We start from the raw sequence: 20418 nt of genomic DNA, 5'->3' as shown, positions 1-20418 counted from the left end.
CGCCCCCGTTGTCCTGTCGGACATGGGCTCCCACATAGACGGCCCGCAAGCAGCGGGCAGAACACGACGTGACGCACTGGGGATCGGTGTGGTCCTGCTCGCCTCAGGAGCGCTCGGCATGGCGGGCACCCCGCCGGACGACGTCGTGGACCGCGACGACCCCACCGATCCTGACGCCACTACCACCGACCCCACCGGCATCGACGACATCGCCGACCCCACCGACATCGCTGACATCGACGGTCCCGAGGGCTCCGACGGCCTCGGGGATCCGGACGACGTCATGGGCTTCGACGGCGCCGCGGACCCGCACGAGGACTGCGTGGTCGGCTACGACCCGCACTTCGAGGACGACCTGGCGGCGGCCGACGCCGCGGTCCCCGAGGTCCGCGCGCTCACGGGCCCGCCACGCCGCTTCGCACGCCCGCTGCGCCGCCGCTTCCGCGTGAGCGCCCGCTACGGCATCCGCGGCAACTGGCTCGCGGGCCACCACACCGGCATCGACCTGGCCGTGCCCCGGGGCACCCCGGTGTACGCCGTCGGCTCGGGCGTGGTCGTGCTCGCCCGCTGGTCGGGGGCGTACGGCAAGGCCGTCACGGTCCGGATGCCGGACGGCCACTACGCGCTGTACGCGCATCTGAACCGCATCTCCGTGCGGCAGGGGGCGCGCATCCGCACCGGCACCCGCATCGGCAGCAGCGGCAGCACGGGCCGCGCCACGGGCCCCCACCTCCACCTGGAGATCCGGTCCCGGCGCGGCTACGGCTCGGACATCAGCCCGGTCGGCTATCTGGCCCGGCGCGGGGTCCGGCTCACCTAGCGCGCGGCCCGGCGCGTGCTCAGGTCTGTACGGCGGGGACGAGCTGGGTCACCGGCTGCACCAGGTCGGTGATCTGGTGCAGCTCGTTCAGCCGGTGGAGGCCGCCGAGCTGGCTGGACACCGTCGGCACGGCGTCGTGCTGCGCCTCGGGCAGCGGCATGCGGCCCAGCTCGTCGATGGTGGCCATCGGCGAGATCTCCTTGGGCTGCTGGGCGCCGGTGGACGCGTGGGCGGCGGGTGCCACGAGCGCCGCCGCACCGGCGGCGAGGGACACGGCGGCCAGAATTCGTCGCGCTGAAGTCATGCCCTCAGCAACGGCGGAGCCGCCCGCGGGACACGGGCACGCGCCGCATTCCGCCCACCGCTGGCACTAATGGCCTACAGAAGTACTGCTCGAATCGCCGCACCTGTTCGATCTCCCGAAGATCATCGACGAATTCGCGCCGTTACTTCACATCAGAGCGGCGCGTTAGAACAATCGCGGCCACACCCACGCGGCCGTGCTTTCCAATTCGAAGGAGAACGTGATGTCTCGCATCGCGAAGGCAGCCGCCCTTACGCTCGGCGCGGGTGCCGTCGTGCTGGGTGGCGCCGGACTCGCCTCGGCCGACGCCGGCGCGCACGGCGAAGCCAAGGGTTCCCCCGGTGTCCTCTCGGGCAACCTGATCCAGATTCCGGTCCACGTCCCGGTCAACGTCTGCGGCAACACCATCGACGCGGCCGGTCTGCTGAACCCGGCGTTCGGCAACACCTGCGTCAACAACGGCGGCACCGGCGGCGAGGGCGGCTACGGCCACTGAGCACGCCACCAAGGAGAAGCCCCCGGCGAGCATCTCGCCGGGGGCTTCCCGTTTCCCGCGTACGGTTCCCCGTACCGATTTCCGGTACCGATTCCCCCGTACCGGTTATCCCGTACTGGTTCTCCCGTACCGGTTCACACGTACTGGTTCACACGTAGCGATAGATCCGCTCGTGGTCGAGCAGGTCGCCCGGGGTGGTGCGCCACGGCGGCATCGGCTCGTTGCGGGCGACGACGCGGCCGTGCCCCGGCTCGCCGAGGCCCGGCGGGTGCTCCGGCAGGAACCGCGCGCCCCTGCGGTGCTCCCGTTCCCAGCGGCTCCACAGCAGGTCCACGAACGCGTGGTTCAGCCAGAACACCGGGTCGTTCACGGAGCCGCCGCCCAGCATGTGTCCGCCGACCCAGCGGTGCACACGGTTGTGGTTGCGCCACCGCGCGGTGCCGACGCCGGACGTCCAGCCCTCCAGCTTGTTGCGGAAGCCGCCGTCCGCCCGTGAGTCCCAGGGCGGGACGTCGTACCGGGTGTCCTTCATGGCCCACTCCACGTCGGCGGGCGTGGGCAGGTCGATGGGGTTCGAGGGGTTGCCGAACGCACGGGTGAGGAAGTCGCCGTCGGTGACGCTCTCCTTGATCCGCCAGTGACCGTTGCGCCGGGCGAACGGGCCGGTGAGCACCTGCCGGTCGCCCTCGCGCCCGTTGCCGCCCAGGAAGTCCTCGCCCCACAGGGAAGCGGCCGGGGAGCGGTCCCGCGTCCAGTCCCAGTACGGGACCGTGACCGTGTCGTCGACGCGCTGCAGGGCCTCCTCGAAGTCGAGCAGGAAGCGCCGGTGCCAGGGCAGGAACGTGGGCGTCATATGGGCGACCCGGAGCCGCTCCTCGCCGTCCGCCACGTAGAAGTCGATGTGCGTGCGCACGAACTCGTCGTACTCGCCCCGGCGCTTCAGGCTCAGTACGGCGTCCACGAATCTGCGCCGCTCGGCCCCGGTCAGCCGGTTCTGGTTCTTGCGTGTGTAGGCCACGCGCGCCCCCTTCGCCATCCCGAGCGCCCCGTGCGGTCGGGGCCCGTCAGTGGGTGTGACCGCTCAGCCGCGCCGTCACCCCGAGCTCGTCCACGGCCCCGCGGGCGGCCGCGAGCGGGGTCGCGTACGACCCGTAGTGGTCGACCATGGTCAGGTAGGTGCCGTCGGCGCGGCGCATGAGGCCGAGCCGCCGGCCGTCGACCGTGACGCGCCACCGGTCCCGGCCCGCGCCCCGCTCGCCCAGGACCGGGTCGCCCTGGATGCGCCGCCCCCGGTACATCTCGTCGAACGAGCCCTCGTCCGCGGCGCCCGGCGGGGTGGCCCGCGCCCCGCTCGCCCGCATCACCCCCACGGCGGCGAGCGTGGCCGCGGCCGCGACGCCCAGCAGGTGGCGCCGCCCGAGGCGGTGGGTCAGTGGCGTACCGGGCGCTGCGCTCATGTGCTCCCTCTTCCGCGGCCATGTGCTGCTGGACCTCTAACCGCCCGACCCCCACGGTCCGTTACGGGCCTGACCGTCGCGGGCCCGGTCGCACCGGCGTGGGGCCGCCCCGGCCACCGGTCCTGCGGGCGTCAGTTGAGGCCCAGGTCCGCGGCGGGCTGTGCGCTGAGCAGGGGCTGGTGCAGACCGCCGCCGGGCAGGGAGAGCGGCGGCAGGGCCGTGCCGTCGGCGCCCGGCGTGCCCAGCGGCGCCTCCAGGGTGGCGCCCGGCGTGAGGGCGTACACGTCGGAGCCGCGCGCCGACAGGTCCACGCTCTTCAGGCTGTCCTCGCCCATCACGTCCGTCAGCGGGGCCGTGATCTGTACGTCGGGCAGCGCGTTGCCGACCGGGATCTGCGGGACGGCACGCTCGGGCAGCAGCTTGCCCTCCACGTAACGGGGGCCTTCGAAGTCGCCGCCGGGCAGCGGCACCGGGAGGGTGCTGGTGACCTCGGGGGTGTGCAGGCCCAGGGAGTGCTTGACCCCGTCCAGCGGCACGGTCACGCCGGGGTGGTCCGCCGCGGCCGCGGTCGAGGCCGCACAGGCTGCCGCGGTGCAGGCGAGGGCCGTGGCGATGGCCCCCCTCGTGGTGTGCTTCATGGCTCGGATCCTTTCGCTCACGGCGACCACTCGGTTCGCACAGGCTCAACGAGCCCGCCCCGCGCACCAGCACAAACTTCGCCCGAGCAACCGAATACTCGCTTTAACGGATGATCCCCTGGACTGATCTCCTTGCCGGAGTTCCGCGGTGTGCGGGGCCGGTCGAATTCACCGGGAAAGGCCCGTACGGCTTCGGCTTCGTATCCGGCTTCGGCTTCGGCTTCGGCTTCGGCTTCGGCTTCGGCTTCGGCTTCGGCTTCGGAGCGTGGATCCCACAGCCCCGCCCACCCCTCCGGATCCTTCCGGGACGGGGCCGTGGCGCTCCTTCAGCCGCGCAGCCGCTGCACCGGCAGCAGACAGTGCGTGGCGTTGGTCAGGGTCTCCTCGTCACCCGCGAAGGACCTGAGGTTGTCCTCCGACACGGGTGCGCCGGGCGTACCCTCCGGCCACGCGCGCGTGGTCATGATGAAGTACGCGTGCCCGCGCTCCTGTACGGCGGCGAGCCACTCGGGCGGGACCACGCACTGGGCGTTGACGTGCGGCATGCTGACGACCGCCTGCCCCGCCTCGACCAGCAGGGTCACCGGCAGGCTGGGGTTGCGCGCGCCGTCGAGGAGCGGGCCGCCGACCGGCAGACCGGAGTTGTGCAGGAGCGCGCCGACCGCCTCCGCCGAGGCGTCCGGACCGCCCTCGGCGTCCCCCAGGGGATAGGCCATGAGAAAGGCCATGTCCTTTTCCTCCTCGGGGTGTTCACCGCTCCAGGCGATGACACCCAGGGTGCCCATGTCGGCCACACGGAAAGGACGCTGGTCGCTCGGTTTCGTGGTCATGGGCGAAACCGTAGCGACGCGCACGGCGGGGATTTCGCGCTTGTCACCTAAGTGGCCGAACGGCCGTTCCGCATCACACGAAGGGGGAGTCGGTCGAACGAGTGCGCTGGGGCAGGGCTCCCGAATGTGCTCTGCAGGCGAGCGGGCACGCGAAAGGCCGGCCCGCGGAAAGGGTTCCGCTGACCGGCCTTTGAGTACCGCGTTCGCCCGGAGTGCACCGGAGACGCCGGAAGCACCGAGATCACCGAAAGCGCCGGGCGCTGCCCCATGGCGTCGAGCCGGGACGCGACGTGCTGTGGGCGAACGTCAGTTGTTCGCGCCGCTGTTGCCGAACGCCGGGTTCAGGGCGCCGATCAGGTTCGCGGTGTTGCCCACGACGTTGACCGGGACGTTCACCGGGATCTGGCCGATGTTGCCCGAGCCGACACCCGGGGAGTGCGCGGCGTCAGCGGCGGCGTCGGCGTCGGCGAAAGCGGTCCCCGACGCGGCGCCCGCGGCCATACCGGCGGCGGCGAGGGCGAGAGCGGCCTTCTTGGCAGTGTTCATCATCAAACCTTCCCTTAGGGTTTGGCTGAAGCCTAGGGGCGGAATTCAGGGGATTCCTGGAATAACACGCCCAAGCAATTTCGGTTTCCCGTTCGGCTCAGCCCACCCGAAGGGAACCGGGAATTCGGGCGACTAGTTGGCGAGCGGCAGGCCGCCGAGCAGCTGCGTCGGGCCGCCGCTCGCGTTCAGCCCGTCCGTGGCCTGCTTGACGGTGTTGACGACCGAGTTCTTGTTCTCGGTGTCCAGCATGTTCGTGTTCAGCGGCGCCGCGTCCAGGGTCGACTGGCTGAGCAGCGTGTCCAGGCCGCCGTTCAGGCTGGTGGGCGTCAGGTCGTTGGCGAAAGCGGGCGCGGCGGCACCGGCGATCGCCATCGATCCAGCGAGGACAGCGGCAGCCTTCAGGGGCTTCATCGTGTTCCTTTCTTGGTAACTCTTGTCACCGTTGGCCGGGTCACCAATGGGCTTCACTGCTCAGGCAATTACTTCTGCCTGTCGTCTCTCTCACCGGTCCTAACGAGCGGAACTCGGCACGGAAACCCCTGAAACTCAAACTTCCCGGAACCCACTCGATGGAAGGGAACCCGCATTCTTCTCATATCAACTGGACTACGCACACACGAAGTTGACGAACTCATGACGGGGCGTGCATGACGAGACCCGCCGCACCGGAACGTGCCGGTGGGGCGGGTCTCGTCATGCACGCCCCGGAAGGGACGCGTGCTTTCCCGGTCCGCTCGCTTCCCCGGCTACTCCTCCAACGGGAGCGGTACGGGCAGCTTGGGCAGCGGCAGGGCGTCCGTCGGCAGCTTGGGGAGAGCGGGCAGGCCCGGCAGGTTCGGGATCGGCAGACCGCCGCTGAGCACCGTGGCGACGACCACGTTGACCAGGCCGGTGACGACGCTGGTGACGGCCGGGACGACCTGGGTCGGGTCGCCGCTCGTGACGGCCTTGAGCAGGGTGTCCACCGCGGTCTGGAGCGCCTTCAGGGCGTCGTCCTTGACGTCGAGGGGAACCTGCGCGGCCTGCGGGCCGCCCAGCGGCAGCTTCGGCAGCGCGGCGGGGAGCTGCGGCACGGCGGGGGCCGGCGGGACGGCGGGGGCGGCCGGCGTCTGGGGCACGGCGGGGGCGGCCGGGGCCTGGGGGACGGCGGGCAGGGCGGCGGGCGGGGCGACCGGCGCTCCTGCGGTGATCTTGGCGATGGCTTCCTTGACCGCGTCGACGAGCTTGGTGGCGTCGGCGACGGGCAGCTGGCCGTTGTCGGCCTTGAGCGCGGCTTCGAGAAGGTCGGTGACGGGGGTGAGGACAGAGCCCAGGTCCCCCAGCGCCGTCACCTGGCCGAGCAGGGCGTCCGCCCCGGGGACGGGGGCCTTCACGGCGGTGGCTTCCTGGCGGGCCTCCGCCTGCATGGCTATGGCCGGTCCGGCCGTGCCGAGGAGAAGCGCCGCGCAGAGCGTGGTGGTCGCGATACGCCGTGCGGGTAGAGCACGCATAGGTCGTTCCCTTTCGGTGGTCCGTCGGATCTTGTGCTCACCGTGAAAGGGAGGCTCGCCCTCCGCAACCGAGCGGGCGCGCCGCGTCACATGCCCCTGCGGGTCAACTGGACGTTTACGCAGGTCGGAAGCGGAAGTGCGGGGCGGCTCTTGGGCGTTGCGGCTACCCGCCATTCGAGTACGCGCCGGAGGGCGCGACACGCCGACGATGCGGGGCCGACACGCCGGAACGGCCACCTCCGCCGCTCACCCGGACGCGGCACGGGGCGCGGGCGTCGCCGGCGCATGGAAACGGCCGCCCCACAGGCTGCGGGGCGGCCGTACCGAAGAAGGCGTCAGCTCAGTCGTTGACGCAGGTGTTGCCGAACGCCGGGTTCAGCAGGCCGATCACGTTGATCGTGTTGCCGCAGACGTTCACGGGCACGTGCACCGGAACCTGGATGACGTTGCCGGAGACGACACCGGGGGAGTTGGTGGCGGCACCCTGCGCGCCGCTGTCGGCGGCGGCGACACCGGCGCCACCGGCCACGGCGGCGGCCGCGACGGCGGAGAGGGCGAGAGCCTTGGTGGTACGCGACATGGAGAGTTGCTCCTTGGTCAAATGACGCTTGTGCCGTGCGGGATGCCCGGCGCGTGGATCAACGGCCATGCCTGACGGTCGGTTGTGCCCCGGACGGGTGATGGATGGGGCGAGCCATTTCGGTGACAGCCGTGTCACCGTGTTGCCTCGCCGTGTTACTCACACCGGCGGCTCACGTCCACGAACCCTCTCCAGCCAGCGAATTGACCACCCGCTTCACAGTTTCGACACACGCGGCCGGGTCACGGAGAAGGCTCTTGGCTCCCGCTACAGTTGCGCTTCCTCTTGAGGAATTTCAGCCATAGATGTGCTCATGCCACAAATGTGCATATTCACCCGGTTAGCCCCGCCTTCGCCCCCGCACTCCCCCTCACGCCCGCCTCCGTGCTCCAGCGTTTCTCCGCTCCTCCCACTCCGGAAGGCCAACGCCGTCATGTGCCACTCCCCGGGCCCGCGTCGCGTCCTCGCCGTCCCGCTGCCGTGCACCGCGTTCCCGCTGGTGTCCGGGCACGCGGCGGCCGCGCCACCCGGTGGCGGGGAGAAACACGGTGGGTCGGCAAAGAGGTATCACGCGCCGCGCCGCACAGCGGTCGTACGCGCCGCCGCCCCCGCGATCACCTACCGCCGGGCGGTCACCCGGACGGCCGCACCGGGCCGCCGCCGCCTCGCCGGGGCCCGTTCCGCCATCGGACCCCGCCCCCTCGGGGGCCCTCGCCCCTCCGGGCCGCGCGGCACCCTCCGGGCCGGGACCACCGCGGCCGTCGACGCGCGGCGGTAACGCACCTTGCCTCGCACCCACCCAGAGGAATCGCGCATGCCGCAGCCGTCGGTCCTCCCTCCCCCGCGTGTCCTGCACGTCAGCCAGCCCGTGGACGGCGGCGTGGCGCGCGTGGTCCTGGACCTCGTCGAGGCCCAGCGCGCCGCGGGCCTCGACGTCCATGTGGCCTGCCCGGGAGGCGTGCTCGCGGGCGGCAGCGGGCACGCCTGGGCGGCGAGCCGCTCCCCCGGGCCCTCGCTGTGGTCCGAGGTCCGCGAGCTCGACCGCGTCGTGACCCTCGTACGTCCCGACCTCGTGCACGCCCACAGCGCCAAGGCGGGCCTCGCCGTGCGGCTCGCCGTGCGCGGGCGCGTGCCCACCGTCTTCCAGCCGCACGCCTGGTCGTTCGAGGCCGTCGGCGGGGTGACGGCGGTGCTCGCCCGCGCCTGGGAGAGGCACGGCGCGCGCTGGACGGCCCGGCTCGTGTGCGTCAGCGAGGCCGAGCGGCACACCGGGCTGCGCGCGGGCGTCGGCGGCACCGCCCGGGTCGTCCCCAACGGCATCGCCGTCGACCGGTTCCCGCCCCGGAGCAGGGAGGCGAGCCGGGCCGAACTGCCGCTGCCCCCGGCCCGCGACGCCGCGACGCCGCTGGTGGTGTGCGTGGGGCGGCTGTGCCGCCAGAAGGGGCAGGACGTGCTGCTCCGGGCCTGGGCTGCCGTCACCGCGGCGCTGCCCGCCGCCCGCCTCGCCCTCGTCGGCGACGGGCCGGACGCCGAGGCCCTGCGGGGGCGCGCCGACGGCTCGGTCCTCTTCGCCGGTGCGGTGCCGGACGCGGCGCCCTGGTACCGCGCGGCCGACGTGGTCGTCCAGCCGTCGCGCTGGGAGGGCATGGCGCTGGCCCCGCTGGAGGCCATGGCGTGCGGCAGGACCGTCGTGGTCACCGAGGTGAACGGCGCGCGCGAGAGCCTGCCGCCCGACCTCGTGCCCCATGCCCTGGTGCCGCCGGAGGACCCGGACGCCCTGGCCCGCGCGCTCATCGCCCTCCTCGGGGACCGGGCGCTGCGCGACCGGCTCGGGGACCGGGCGCGCCGCCACGTACTCGACCACCACGACGTGCGGCACACCGCCCGCGCGATCGAGGAGGTCTACCGCGAACTGCTCGGCACGGCACCCCCCACGTACGCGGCCGCCACGAAGGACAGGGAGTGCACCAACCCGTGAGTGCGGAACGAACCGTCGTCACCTCGTCAGGGGAGCTGAGACAGCACCAGCAGGACCCGGCCGCGGCCGTCGTCGTGGCGCCCCGGGAGGCGCTGGCCAAGCGCGTCGGGCACGGCCCGTGGCGGCCCGCGCGCCGACGGCGCGTCGCCTGGCCGCTGCTGGCCGTCGACGGGGCCGCGGCGGCACTCGGTGTGTGCGCGTACGCCGTGTCCGATGCCGCCGGGTCCCGGCCCCTGCCGGGGGCCGCGGCCGACTGGGCGGCGGCCGCTCCCTGGACCCTCGTCTCCTGGGCCGCCACGATGGCGCTGCTCACCACGGCCGTCGTCGCGCTGCACGCCCACGGCGGTCTGTACCGGCCCGCGCGGATGCCCGGCGCGCTCGACGAACTGCCCTCGCTCGGCGGGCGCGTGGCGGTCGCCTGGTGCGTGACGGCCACGTGCGCGGCCTCCCTGTCCGGCCTTCCCGTCCTGCCGTCGCTCGCCCCGCTCGCCTCCCCGTCGCCCGTCCCGCTCGTGACGGCGTGCGCGGCCCACTGCGCGCTGAGCACGGTCGGCCGGGCCCTGGTGTACGCGCGGTTGCGCGGGGCGCTCGCGCGCGGGCCGCGGCCCGTGCTCGTCCTCGGCCACGGCCCCCGCGCCCGCGCGGTCGCCACCGCGCTGCTGCGCCAGCCCCGGTGCGGGATGCGCCCGGTCGGTGTCGTCTGCGACCCCGCCGACCTCGCCGCCCAGGGCCAGGAGACGGCACCGGGCCTGCCGGTGCTCGCCACCCTGGACGAACTCCAGCGCGCCGCCATCCAGAACGACGTCCGCACCGTGCTGATCGCCACCGGCCGTACGGACTCCCGCGAGCACTGGCTGCCCGCCCTGCGCGCCCTCGGCTGCGACCTGTGGGAGCTCGCCCCGGTGCCGGCCCCCGCGGGGCACCAGCACGTGGCCGGGTTCCCGTGCCGCCCGCTGCCGCCCGGCGGTCCGCTCCGCACCAGCCTGCGCAAGCGCGCCCTGGACGTGCTGGTGTCGGCCGCGCTCCTCGTTCTCGCCGCGCCGGTCCTGCTGGTGTGCGCGGCGCTCCTGCGCGGCCTGGAAGGCCCCGGCATCGTGTTCCGCCAGGAGCGCGTCGGCAAGGGCGGCCGTCCGTTCACCCTGCTGAAGTTCCGCACCCACCGGCCCGCCGACCCGCAGGAGGCCGCGACCCGGTGGAGCGTCGCCGACGAGCACCGGATGAGCGCGTACTGCCGCTTCCTGCGCCGCACCTCCCTCGACGAGCTGCCGCAGCTGTGGAACGTGCTGCGCGGCGACATGAGCCTGGTCGGGCCGCGCCCCGAACGCCCTTATTTCGTGGCCCAGTTCAGCCAGAAGTACCCCGACTACGCGCTCCGCCACCGCATGCCCACCGGCATCACCGGGCTCGCCCAGATCCACGGCCTGCGCGGAGACACCTCCATCGAGGACCGGTGCCGCTTCGACAACGCGTACATCGACAGCTGGTCGTTCTGGCAGGACCTGTGCATCCTGCTGCGCACGGTGGGCTGTCTCGTACGACACTCGGGGAGTTGACCCACGGTGCCCGTCGCTGATCACGCGCTGGCGCCGCCGCCCGCGTCGGTCCCCGCGCCGCCGTACCTCGCCGCACTGGTGCCCGCCGTGCGGCGGGCCGCGCCCGTGCTGCCGATCGTCGCCGTGGTGGCGCTGCTCGCGCTTCCGGTGCCCGCGGGGGCCTCCGGCGACGGACCGCAGATCACGGTCGCCGACGTGGCCTCCGGGCTCGTCGTGGCGCTGTGCGTCCTGACCGCCGCACGTTCCGCGCGGCGCCCGCTGACCCGGACCGCCGCGCTCCTGTTCGGCCTGCCCGTGGTCGGCGTCACCGCCGCCGCGTGCGCCGCGCCGACCGGCGGCGCCGCGCTGGCCGGGGCGGCCCGCTACCTCCAGGTCTTCGTCCTGGTGCCGCTCGCCGTCCTCGCGCTGCTCCGGGACGGCCGTGACGTACGCCTGGTGGCCTGGTCGTTCGTCGGGCTCGCCGGGTGGCAGGGCGCGCTCGGCGTGCACCAGTACGTCACCGGGACCGGCGCCTCGTACATGGGCGAGGACATCCGCGCGGTCGGCACGTTCGGGCCGACCGACGTCATGGGGATGGCCACCGTCGTGTCGTTCGGTGTGGTCTGCGCCCTCGCCCTCGCCTTCCGCGACGGCGCGCCCCGGCAGCGCGCCACCGCGGTCACCTGCGCGGTGCTGCTGCTCGTCCCGCTCGCCCTGTCCTTCAGCCGGGGCGCGTGGATCGCCACGGCCGCGGCCTGCGGCGTGGTCCTGGTGCTCGCCGGGGTGCGGCGGGCGCTGCGCGTGCTGCTCGCCGCGACCGCCGCGGCCGTGGTCCTCGTCGGCGGCTTCGGGGTGGGCTCGCAGATGTTGCAGCAGCGCCTCGGCAGCATCACCGAGGTCGCCGACGCGCCCGACCAGTCGGTCACCGACCGGTACACGATGTGGGCCGCTTCGCTCGACATGTGGCGCGAGCGCCCGGTCACCGGCGTGGGCCTCAAGGGCTTCCCCGAGTACCGCGACAGCCACGCCTCCGTCGCGCTCTCCTCCGGCAGCGACACCGCGGGCGCGGGCCACGGCTTCGCCCGCCAGCCGCTCCTGTCCCCGCACAACATGTACTTGCTGATCCTCAGCGAACAGGGGCTGCTCGGCCTGTGCGCCCTCGCGGGCTGCTGGGCGGGACTCCTGGCCTGCGGGCTGCGGCGCTGGGCCCGCACGCGTGCGCCGTCCGCGGCCGCGCCCGGCGACCGCCTCGACTGCGCGCTCCTGGCCTGCGGCCTCCTCGTGTGGCAGCTGGTCGACTTCCTGTACGCCGACATCGGCGGGCCCTCCACGGTCCTCACGGCCATCGTCCTCGGGGTCGCGGCCTGGTGGGGGGTCGGCGACCACATGCGGCGGCAGGAGGTGCCGACACCATGATCACGGCCTCCGGGGGCGGGGACACGGGAGCGCTGCGGCCTCCCGGGGAGGCACCCGTCGACGTACGACCGCACGAGGGGCCCGCCGGGGAGCGGGCCGACGGTCGGCAGGCAGTGCCCGCCGCCCCCGACGGCCGGGGGAAGGCTCCCGCTGACGCCGGGTCCGCCTCCGCCGCTGCCGAGCCCGCGCGGGGCGGGCGGTTCCTCGCCAAGGCCGCGCTCGTCACCGCCGCGCTGTCCGTCGCCGGGTCGCTGCTCGGGCTCGCCCGGGACCAGGCGCTCGCGCACTTCTTCGGCGCCGGGACCGACACCGACGCCTTCCTGGTGGCCTGGACCGTGCCGGAGATGGCGGCGACGCTCCTCATCGAGGACGGCCTGGCCTTCTTCCTCGTACCGGCGTTCAGTCTGGCCCTCGCCCAGCGCGGGCGCGGCGCCGGACGCGACCCCGTGCGGGCCCTCGTCACCGCCTCGCTGCCCCGGATGTGCCTGTGCTTCACGGCCGCCGCCCTGGCCCTCGCCCTCGCGGCGCCCTGGGTGGTGGCGGCCCTGGCCCCCGGCCTGCCGGACCAGCGGCTCGCCGTGGACTGTACGAGGCTGACGGCGACCTGCGCCTTCTCGTTCGGCCTCGCGGGCTACTGCAGCGCCGCCCTCCGCGCCCATCAGCGCTACACCGTTCCCGCCCTGATCTACGTCGTCTACAACGCGGCCATCATCGCCACGCTCGCCCTGCTCGCGGCGCGGTGGGGGGTCCGGGCGGCGGCGGCCGGGGTCGCGCTGGGCGGTGCGCTGATGGTGGTCGCGCAAGTTCCCTCGCTGTGGCGGCAGTTGCGGCGCGACTGCGGCACGGACACCGCCCGGACGCTCACCGGGCCGACGTCGTCCCGGCTGCGGACCACGGTCATCTGGACCGTGCTGCTCTTCGCGCTGTGCCGCCAGTCGCAGGTCCTCATCGAGCGCTTCCTGGCGTCGTCGCTGCCCGGCGGCGCCATCTCGCATCTGAACTACGCGCAGAAGGTCGCGCAGATGCCGATGGCCCTGGCCCTGATGCTGTGCACCGTCACGTTCCCCGTCCTGGCCCGGTGGCAGGCCGAGGGGCAGACCCTCAAGGCACGGGACCGCGTGGAGCGGGACGTCGTGATGGCCGGGTGCGTGGTGCTGCTCGGCGCGGCCGCCGTGATCGCCGGGGCGCACCCGCTCATCCAACTCCTCTTCGAGCGCGGCGCGTTCACCCCCGAGGACACCGCCGCCACGGCCTCCGTCATGCGCGTGTACTCCCTGGGGCTGCTCGGCCACACCCTCGTCGGCGCCCTTGCCCGCTCCTACTTCGCGGGGGGCCGCGTCACCTGGGCGCCCTTGACCGCGATGGGCCTCGGCATCGTCGCCACGGCGGGCCTCGGCGTACTGAGCGTCGGCACCTTCGGGGTGTACGGGATCGCCGCCGCCAACGCCATCGGCATCTCCCTCACGGCCACACTGCTGCTGCGCGGCATGGGCCCGCGCACCGTCCCCATCCGCATCCCCAAGGTCGTCGCGGAGCTCGCCGGGCTCGTCATCGCCGCCACCGTCGCCACGCTCCTGGGCGCGCTCTGCGCACGCTCCCTGACCGCACCGGTGCCCGCCCTGCTGGCCTGCGGTCCGACCGTGTTCCTGGCCTTCGTCCTCGTGGCCTGGTTCCTGCGCGTCGGCCCGCTGGTCTCCGCCGTCTCCGCCCTCGGCCCCGCCCTACGAAAGCTGGCTTCGCGTCATGACCGCTGACACCAGACCCGCCGCCCGCACCGCCTCCACACGGTCGTGGATCGCCATGTACCACTCCGTGGACCGCTGCCCCGACGACCCGTACCGGATCACCGTCACCCCCGAGCGCCTCGACGCCCACCTCGCCCGGCTGCGCCGCCGCGGCCTCACGGGGGTGTCCATGGCCGAGCTGCTGCGCGCCCGCGCCGAGGGCCGCGCGGACGGGCTCGTCGGCCTCACCTTCGACGACGGCTACCAGGACTTCGTGGACAACGCCCTGCCGCTGCTCCACCGTCACGGCTGCACCGCCACGCTCTTCGTCCTGCCCGGCCGCCTCGACGGCGACAACGCCTGGGACCCGCTGGGCCCGCGCAAGCCCCTCCTCGGCGCCGAGGGCATCCGCGCCGCGCACGACAGCGGCATGGAGGTCGCCTCGCACAGCCTGACCCATGTGGACCTCACCCGGGCCGACGACGAGCAGCTCCAGCACGAGATCGCGGGCAGCCGCAGCGCCCTCGTCCAGCTCATCGGCGCCCCCGTGGACGGCTTCTGCTATCCGTACGGGTACGTCGACGCCCGGGTCCGGGACGCGGTCCGCGCGGCCGGGTACCGCTACGCCTGCGCCATCGACTCCGGCCCGCTCACCGGGGACTTCGCCCTGCCGCGCGTCCACATCGGACAGCAGGACATCGGCGTACGGCTGTGGCTGAAGGAGCGCCTGAACAAGGCGCGGGGGAGGACACTGCCGACGGCGGGGAGCCCTTCGACGGGTGCGCCCTGCGGGCATGTTTCACGTGAAACAGCCACGCGTGCGCGTGTTTCACGTGAAACATCGGCGGGCGCGGCGGCCGACCCTCGCAGCACCTCGAACACGACGTCCGACCTTCGGGGCACCTCGAACACGGCAGCCGCGCCACCCAGGACGGTGAAACCGTGAGGGCCCTGCACGTCATCACCGGCCTCGGCATGGGCGGCGCGGAGCAGCAACTCCGTTTGATGCTGCGGCACTTGCCCGCCAGCTGCGACGTCGTCACGCTCACCAACCCCGGCTCCGTCGCCCGCCAGATCATGGCCGAGGGCACCCGCGTCACCCACCTCGGCATGTCGGGCAATCGCGATCTGTCCGCCCTGCCCCGGCTCACCAAGCTGATCCGCGCCGGGCACTACGACGTGGTCCACACCCATCTGTACCGGGCCTGTCTGTACGGCCGGATCGCCGCCCGCCTCGCGGGCGTTCGCGCGGTGGTGGCCACCGAGCACTCGCTGGGCGAGTCCCAGATGGAGGGGCGGCCCCTGACGAGCGGCGTACGCGCCTTGTACCTCGCCGGGGAGCGCCTCGGCCGCGTCACCGTCGCCGTGTCACCCGCGGTCGCCCGGCGTCTGCACCGGTGGGGAGTGCCCCGGCAGCGCATCAGCGTCGTACCGAACGGCATCGACGCGGATCGCTTCCGCTTCGACCCCGCCGCCCGCGCGATCACACGCCGCCGTCTGGACCTGCCGGAGGACGCCTACGTCGTCGGGGGAGTGGGCCGCCTCACGCCCGGCAAGCGCTTCGACGTCCTGCTGCGCGCCGTCGCCCAGCTCCCGGAGGACGTCCTGGCCGTGCTCGTCGGCACGGGACCACAGGAGGCCGAGCTGCGGGAGCTCGCCGAGCGGCTGCGGATCTCGGGCCGCGTGCGCTTCGCGGGGGAGGCCCGGCACGAGCCCGAAGCCACCCCGTCGGACGGTACCGACCTGCCCGCCCTCCTGTCGGCCATGGACGCGCTCGCCTCCCCCTCGCCCGAGGAGGCCTTCGGGCTCGCCCTCCTGGAGGGCCTGGCCAGCGGGCTTCCCGTGCTCTACGCCGACTGTCCGGCCATCGACGCCCGTCCCTGCGCCGAGCGCGGCCTCGCCATGCCCTGCCCGAGCGACCCGGACGCCCTCGCCCGCGCGCTGCACACCCTGCGCCCGCGCGGCACCGCGCCCCGCCCGGCACCGCCCGCCGCCCACCACTACAGCGTCGCCCGCAGCGCCGGGCAGCTGATGAACGTCTACGAGTCGGCCCTCTCCGGCTCGACCTCGGAGGTGACCTTCGATGCGTAACCCCTTCCCCGCCCGGTCCGGTGCCGCGCGCGCCCGTCTGGCCCGGCTGCCCCGCTGGTGGCCGCTGCCCGCCTGCGCGCTGCTCGGTGCCACCGCGGGCGGCGCGTACGGCGTCCTGCACACCCCGCAGTACGCGGCGACCAGCTACGTCATCGCCGTGCCGCAGGAGCGCGCGGACCCCTCGACGGCCATCGGCTACGCGCAGGCCTACGGCCGGGTCGCGACCCAGCTGGCCGTCCTCGGTGACGCCCAGGTCGCGGCGGGCATGTCGCCCACGCAGCTCAAGGACAGCGTGCGCGTGGCGACCTCGCCGGACGCGCCGATGATCGCCATCACCGCGTCCTCGGCCCACCCGGGCGAGGCCGCACTCACCGCCAACGCCGTGGCGCGCTCCCTCACGGTCAGCGCCAACCACACCAAGAAGAGCACCCAGATCAAGTTGCTCCCGTTCTCGCGCGCGCTGAAGCCCACCGCGCCCTCGTCGGTGTCCACGCCGGTGAGCGCCCTGGTCGGCACCAGCGCGGGCGGCCTCCTCGGCGGTCTCGCCCTCCTCGTCAGGCCCCGGCGCCCCGCCGCGCGGGCGGGCACGGCCGCCGTGCCCGCGCCGACTCCGGTCCTGGCCGGGGACGCGGTGTGACGGCGACGGCCGGCCGGATGGCGGTCGAACTCTGCGTACGGGAGGAGGAGTTCGAGCGCCTGGGCGCGCCCTGGGGGCGGCTCTACCGGGCCTGCCACGCGGCGACGCCGTTCCAGAGCCACGCCTGGCTGTCCTCCTGGTGGCAGTCGTACGGCACCCGGGGGCGGCTGCGGGTCCTGCTGGTACGGGACGGCGAGGAGCTGGTCGCGGCGGCGCCCCTCATGCGGGCCCGCGGCCCGCTGCCCGTGCTGACCCCGCTGGGCGGCGCCATCTCCGACTTCACCGACGTACTGCTCGACGAAACGGCCGCCGACGAGGGCCTGCACGCCCTGACCGAGGGCCTCGCGGGCCTGGCGCGCGGCGCCCTGCTCGACTTCCGCGAGGTCCGCCCGGGCGGCTGTGTGGAACGCGTGCACGCGCGCTGGCGCGGGCCCCGGCACGTCGTGGACGATTCGCCGTGCCTCGAGCTCCCCCCGCTGCCCATGGAGGAGCTGCTCGCCCGGCTGCCGACGCCCCGGGCCCAGCGCACCCGCGCCAAGCTGCGCAAACTCGCGAAGCTCGGCGTGGAGTCACACGTCGTCCCCGCGGAGGACGTACCGGAGTCCCTGGCGACGCTGCTGCGCCTGCACCAACTCCAGTGGGAGGGGCGGAAGGTGACCACCGAGCACCTGCGGCCGCGCTTCCGGGAGCATCTGATCCGCTCGGTGCGGCCCATGGTCGCCGCGGGCGAGGCGGTCGTCACCGAGTTCCGCCTGGACGGCGAGGTGATGGCCGCGGATCTGACCCTCCTGTCCGGCGGCCTGGCCGGGGGCTATCTGTACGGCGCCCATCCGCTGCTGCGGGAGCGCAAGGCGGACGTGGCGACCATGCTCCTGGACGCCTGCACCCGGCACACCGCGGGCGAACGGCCCCGCACGCTCAGCCTGTTGCGCGGCACCGAGCCCTACAAGCGGCACTGGCGCCCCGACCCGGTCGTCAACCGCCGCTATCTGCTGGCCGGTACCGGCACGGCCCCGCTGCTCGCCGCGGCCGCCGCCTCGGCGGCCGGGCGCCGCTGGGGCAAGCGGCTGCTCGACGCCCGGCGTGAGCGTCGCGGTGACGCGGCCCCCGAGTAGGTCCGCGCCACCGCGACCGACTGTGCGGTCCGCCTCAGCGGTCCCTGCGCCACCAGTCGAAGCGCAGGCACAGCTTGCCTCCCAGCCAGTACTCGACCCAGTCGCCGAGGTCCAGCGGGGAACACTCGGTCGGGGTCGGCTTCGGCTCGGTCGGCTTCGGCGGCGTGTCCCCGCGTCCGGTGAGGAGTTCGCGGTAGACCCGCGAGGACCGGGGGTTGGTGGAGCACTGCCACACGCCGTGCGGGCAGTAGTCGGTGATGGTGTTGTAGAGCGGCTGCTTGTCGTCCATCCAGGCCAGCATGCGACGCATGTACTCCGCGTTGTCCCCGTTGCGGAACAGACCCCATTCGGGATACGAGATGGCCTTCTTGTGCCGCGCCGCGAACTCGACGTGGTGCTGGAGCCCGTACGGCTCGCTCACCTGCTCGTCGAACGCCATGCCCCGCGGCTGGTCGTACGAGTCCATGCCGATGATGTCGACGACGTCGTCACCGGGATAGCACTCGGTCCAGGGAACGGCGTCCCGGCCGCGGCTCGGCGTGAAGTCGAACCTGAACTTCTGCCCGGGCACCGCGCGCATGGCCGTGACGATGCGCTTCCAGTACGCCTTCCAGGACTCCGGGTCGGGAGCGCACCGGTGCGTGTACGTGATGCCGTTCATCTCCCAGCCGAGCACGAGGACCGTGTCCGGCACCCCGAGGTCGACCAGGCGCCGCGCGAGCACCCGGTAGTGCTCGTCGAACTCGCCCGCCGCGCCCCGGCGCAGCAGCGAGCGCACCGCGTAGTCACCGACGCCCTCCTCGTTGCGGTCGAGCATCGGCACGTTCAGCACGAAGAGCCGGTCGTCCTTCTCCTTGCGCCAGTCCGCCCAGCTCTCCAGGAAGTCGGGCGCGCCCTCGATGTTGCTCCACCGGTCCCCCGGCAGGTACGTGTGCCCGACCCGCAGCTCCGCGCCGCCGAGCCACTCGCTGAGCTCCTTGATCCGGCGGGGGCCGCGCGAGCCGTAGTCGACGTACGCGCCGAAGGTGCTCGCTCCCGCGGGTTCGGCAGGCTCGGCAGGCTCGGCGGGCGACGGCACGGCGGGGGCGGCGGGCGGCCGGGGAGCGACCGGGCTCGCGGGCACAGGGGTGGCCGGGGTCGCCGGAGTCTCGGGGGTCGCCGGGGTCGCGGGGGTCGCCGGGGCGGCCGGCGCAGGCGTGGCGGGCGGGGGCGGGTCGTCGGCACGCCGGACGTCCACCGCGTATCCCGGCCCGGCGGCCAGCACGGCCGACATAATGACTCCGGCGGCGATAAAGACCGCGCGTTTACCGCGTCGATGACTGTGTCGGGTCCTCATGCCTGCTCCTCGATTCCGCCTCCGCTTACTGACGCTCAGTCATTTTTATGTTTATTGCGCCAATCGAGCTCCTAATCCTCCGCGCCGACAGATCGCCCCTTTGGGCGATCGGACAGTAAGGGCGAAAGTGCAGCGTCTGGATACACGCATCCCCGCGGTCCTGCTGCGGATCGACAGGAATTCCTTCCACCACGGAACGCTGGGCGCGGTGCGCTCCCTGGGGCGTGCGGGAGTGGAGGTGCACCTGGTCGCAGCCGACGCGCACAGCCCGGTGGCCCGCTCGCGCTATCTGCACCGGATGCACCCGCCGCCCGGGCCCGCCGCGCCCCCGGCGGAGGTGGCCGCCGCGCTGCTCCGCGTCGCCGCCACCCTGCGCGGGCCCGCCGTCCTGATCCCCCTGGACGACGCGGGCGCCCTGGCCGTCAGCGCCCTGCGGACCGAGCTGAGCGACCGGTTCCTGCTGCCCGCGATGGCACCCGGCACGGCGGAGAGCGTGGCGGACAAGGCGGCGCTCGCCGAGCTGTGCGCGGCCGCCGGAGTACCGCACCCGCGGACCGAGCTGCCGGACTCGGCGAGCCGGGCCGCTGCGGTCGCCCGCAGCCTCGGCCCGGCGACGGTGGCGAAGTGGAGCCGTCCCTGGTGTCTGCCCCGCGACGCGGGCCTGCACAGCACGGTGGTCGTCCGCTCCCCCGGCGAGGCCGCGGCCCTGTTCGAGCGCGGTGCGGAGGCGGGCAGCCCCCTGCTGCTCCAGGCCTTCGTGGCGGCGGGCGGCGGCAGCGACTGGTTCGTGCACGGGTACGTGGGCCGCGACGGCCGCGTGCACGGCGGCGGCACGGGGCGCAAGCTGCGCGCCTGGCCCCGCGCGGCGGGCATCACCGTGCGCGGCGAGTGGGTGCCCAACCCCGCCCTGGAGGCGCTCACCGCCCGGCTCATGACGACGGTCGGCTACCGGGGCGTCTTCGACCTCGACTTCCGCCAGGACGCCGCCACCGGCACGTACCACCTGCTCGACTTCAACCCGCGCCCCGGCGCCCAGTTCCGCCTCTTCGCCGACGGCGCCGAGCTCGACGTCGTACGCGCGCTGCACCTGGACCTGACGCACCGCCCCCTGTCCACGCCGCGCCCCCTGCCCGGCCGCACCTTCCTGGTGGAGAACTACGCCCCGCTGAGCGCGCTCCTCCCGCACCAGAGCACGGCGCGCGAGCTGGCCTGGCACGCCCCGGACGACCGCGCCCCCGGCACGGCCCTGCGCAGCCTGTGGGGCCGCAATGTCGCGCGGCGGCTGCGTGAACGCGTACGCGCGCGTGCCGTACCGGCGTCACGGACCGGCGTACGGGAACCGGAGCGGCTCGGGAGCTGAGCGGCCCGGACATGCGAAAAGCGTGGGGGGCCGACCCGGATCGGGTCGGCCCCCCAGGCTTCCCGTGG

20 protein-coding genes and 1 pseudogene are annotated in these 20418 nt (G+C 73.9%); 11 read left to right on the top strand and 10 right to left on the bottom strand.

Translation table 11 applies throughout. The features are described from left to right. Positions 1-118 precede the first annotated feature (118 nt). A complete protein-coding gene (locus C9F11_RS21495; RefSeq protein ID WP_249401824.1) occupies positions 119-820 on the top strand; it encodes a M23 family metallopeptidase in 702 nt (233 codons plus the stop codon). Positions 821-839: 19 nt separating this feature from the next. On the opposite strand, the gene C9F11_RS21490 is transcribed toward C9F11_RS21495, so the two are convergent. Beyond that, positions 840-1124 carry a hypothetical protein gene (locus tag C9F11_RS21490; protein WP_138960802.1) on the bottom strand — a complete coding sequence of 95 codons (285 nt, stop codon included), beginning with the start codon at positions 1122-1124 and terminating at the stop codon, positions 840-842. A gap of 223 nt (positions 1125-1347) precedes the next feature. Here C9F11_RS21490 and C9F11_RS21485 point away from each other — a divergent pair, with 223 nt between their 5' ends. Further along, on the top strand, positions 1348-1620 hold the full coding sequence (locus C9F11_RS21485; RefSeq protein ID WP_138960801.1) for a chaplin: 273 nt from the start codon (positions 1348-1350) through the stop codon (positions 1618-1620). A gap of 148 nt (positions 1621-1768) precedes the next feature. Here the strand turns inward: C9F11_RS21485 and C9F11_RS21480 are convergent, their stop codons facing one another. From C9F11_RS21480 to C9F11_RS21445, 8 genes are all read right to left on the bottom strand, one after another. Next, positions 1769-2638, bottom strand: coding sequence for a tyrosinase family protein (locus C9F11_RS21480; protein WP_171075808.1), 870 nt, complete (start codon positions 2636-2638; stop codon positions 1769-1771). 46 nt (positions 2639-2684) lie between these two features. Next, positions 2685-3077, bottom strand: a complete 393-nt coding sequence (locus C9F11_RS21475) for a tyrosinase family oxidase copper chaperone (RefSeq protein WP_138960799.1) — start codon at positions 3075-3077, stop codon at positions 2685-2687. Positions 3078-3208: 131 nt separating this feature from the next. Further along, positions 3209-3715 carry a hypothetical protein gene (locus tag C9F11_RS21470; protein ID WP_138960798.1) on the bottom strand — a complete coding sequence of 169 codons (507 nt, stop codon included), beginning with the start codon at positions 3713-3715 and terminating at the stop codon, positions 3209-3211. A gap of 326 nt (positions 3716-4041) precedes the next feature. After that, on the bottom strand, positions 4042-4545 hold the full coding sequence (locus tag C9F11_RS21465; protein WP_138960797.1) for a DUF5949 family protein: 504 nt from the start codon (positions 4543-4545) through the stop codon (positions 4042-4044). A 306-nt stretch (positions 4546-4851) separates the two neighbouring features. Continuing rightward, a complete protein-coding gene (locus C9F11_RS21460) occupies positions 4852-5091 on the bottom strand; it encodes a chaplin family protein (RefSeq protein ID WP_138966813.1) in 240 nt (79 codons plus the stop codon). Positions 5092-5223: 132 nt separating this feature from the next. Further along, entirely contained in the window at positions 5224-5502 is a 279-nt protein-coding gene (locus C9F11_RS21455; RefSeq protein WP_138960796.1) for a hypothetical protein, read from the bottom strand. Positions 5503-5837: 335 nt separating this feature from the next. After that, positions 5838-6581 (bottom strand): hypothetical protein, encoded by a 744-nt coding sequence (locus tag C9F11_RS47460; protein WP_171075807.1) that lies wholly within the window; start codon positions 6579-6581, stop codon positions 5838-5840. A gap of 340 nt (positions 6582-6921) precedes the next feature. Continuing rightward, entirely contained in the window at positions 6922-7161 is a 240-nt protein-coding gene (locus tag C9F11_RS21445) for a chaplin (protein ID WP_030683987.1), read from the bottom strand. 814 nt (positions 7162-7975) lie between these two features. Here C9F11_RS21445 and C9F11_RS21440 point away from each other — a divergent pair. The 8 genes and pseudogenes from C9F11_RS21440 to C9F11_RS21405 all read left to right on the top strand — a co-directional run bounded on the left by C9F11_RS21440 (position 7976) and on the right by C9F11_RS21405 (position 17654). Continuing rightward, positions 7976-9139, top strand: coding sequence for a glycosyltransferase (locus tag C9F11_RS21440; RefSeq protein ID WP_138960794.1), 1164 nt, complete (start codon positions 7976-7978; stop codon positions 9137-9139). Further along, complete coding sequence (locus C9F11_RS21435; RefSeq protein ID WP_138960793.1) at positions 9136-10692, top strand: sugar transferase; 1557 nt, start codon at positions 9136-9138, stop codon at positions 10690-10692. Before C9F11_RS21440 ends, C9F11_RS21435 begins: the two co-directional genes overlap by 4 nt. A gap of 75 nt (positions 10693-10767) precedes the next feature. Continuing rightward, complete coding sequence (locus C9F11_RS21430) at positions 10768-12087, top strand: O-antigen ligase family protein (protein WP_138966811.1); 1320 nt, start codon at positions 10768-10770, stop codon at positions 12085-12087. Further along, positions 12084-13841 (top strand): lipid II flippase MurJ, encoded by a 1758-nt coding sequence (locus C9F11_RS21425; RefSeq protein WP_138960792.1) that lies wholly within the window; start codon positions 12084-12086, stop codon positions 13839-13841. Before C9F11_RS21430 ends, C9F11_RS21425 begins: the two co-directional genes overlap by 4 nt. After that, positions 13831-14559 (top strand): annotated as a pseudogene (locus C9F11_RS21420) (polysaccharide deacetylase family protein); the annotation flags it as partial. The gene C9F11_RS21425 and the pseudogene C9F11_RS21420, both read left to right, overlap by 11 nt. A 194-nt stretch (positions 14560-14753) precedes the next feature. Beyond that, positions 14754-15902 (top strand): glycosyltransferase, encoded by a 1149-nt coding sequence (locus C9F11_RS21415; protein ID WP_171075806.1) that lies wholly within the window; start codon positions 14754-14756, stop codon positions 15900-15902. Beyond that, complete coding sequence (locus tag C9F11_RS21410) at positions 15895-16539, top strand: lipopolysaccharide biosynthesis protein (protein WP_249401823.1); 645 nt, start codon at positions 15895-15897, stop codon at positions 16537-16539. Before C9F11_RS21415 ends, C9F11_RS21410 begins: the two co-directional genes overlap by 8 nt. Before the next feature lie 17 nt (positions 16540-16556). Further along, the gene (locus C9F11_RS21405; RefSeq protein ID WP_138966805.1) at positions 16557-17654 is read left to right on the top strand and encodes a GNAT family N-acetyltransferase; all 1098 of its coding nucleotides are present in this window, start codon (positions 16557-16559) and stop codon (positions 17652-17654) included. Positions 17655-17688: 34 nt separating this feature from the next. On the opposite strand, the gene C9F11_RS21400 is transcribed toward C9F11_RS21405, so the two are convergent. Continuing rightward, a complete protein-coding gene (locus C9F11_RS21400) occupies positions 17689-18990 on the bottom strand; it encodes a glycosyl hydrolase (RefSeq protein ID WP_138960790.1) in 1302 nt (433 codons plus the stop codon). Positions 18991-19117: 127 nt separating this feature from the next. On the opposite strand from C9F11_RS21400, the gene C9F11_RS21395 reads away from it, so the two are divergent. Beyond that, positions 19118-20350: an ATP-grasp domain-containing protein gene (locus C9F11_RS21395; protein ID WP_138960789.1), complete on the top strand. Its 1233-nt coding sequence runs from the start codon at positions 19118-19120 to the stop codon at positions 20348-20350. Positions 20351-20418: the final 68 nt, after the last annotated feature.

This window comes from Streptomyces sp. YIM 121038 (genome assembly GCF_006088715.1).
Classification (GTDB): Bacteria; Actinomycetota; Actinomycetes; order Streptomycetales; family Streptomycetaceae; genus Streptomyces.
Note: the sequence above shows the minus strand (reverse complement) of the source record. Positions and strands in the feature narration are given on the sequence as shown.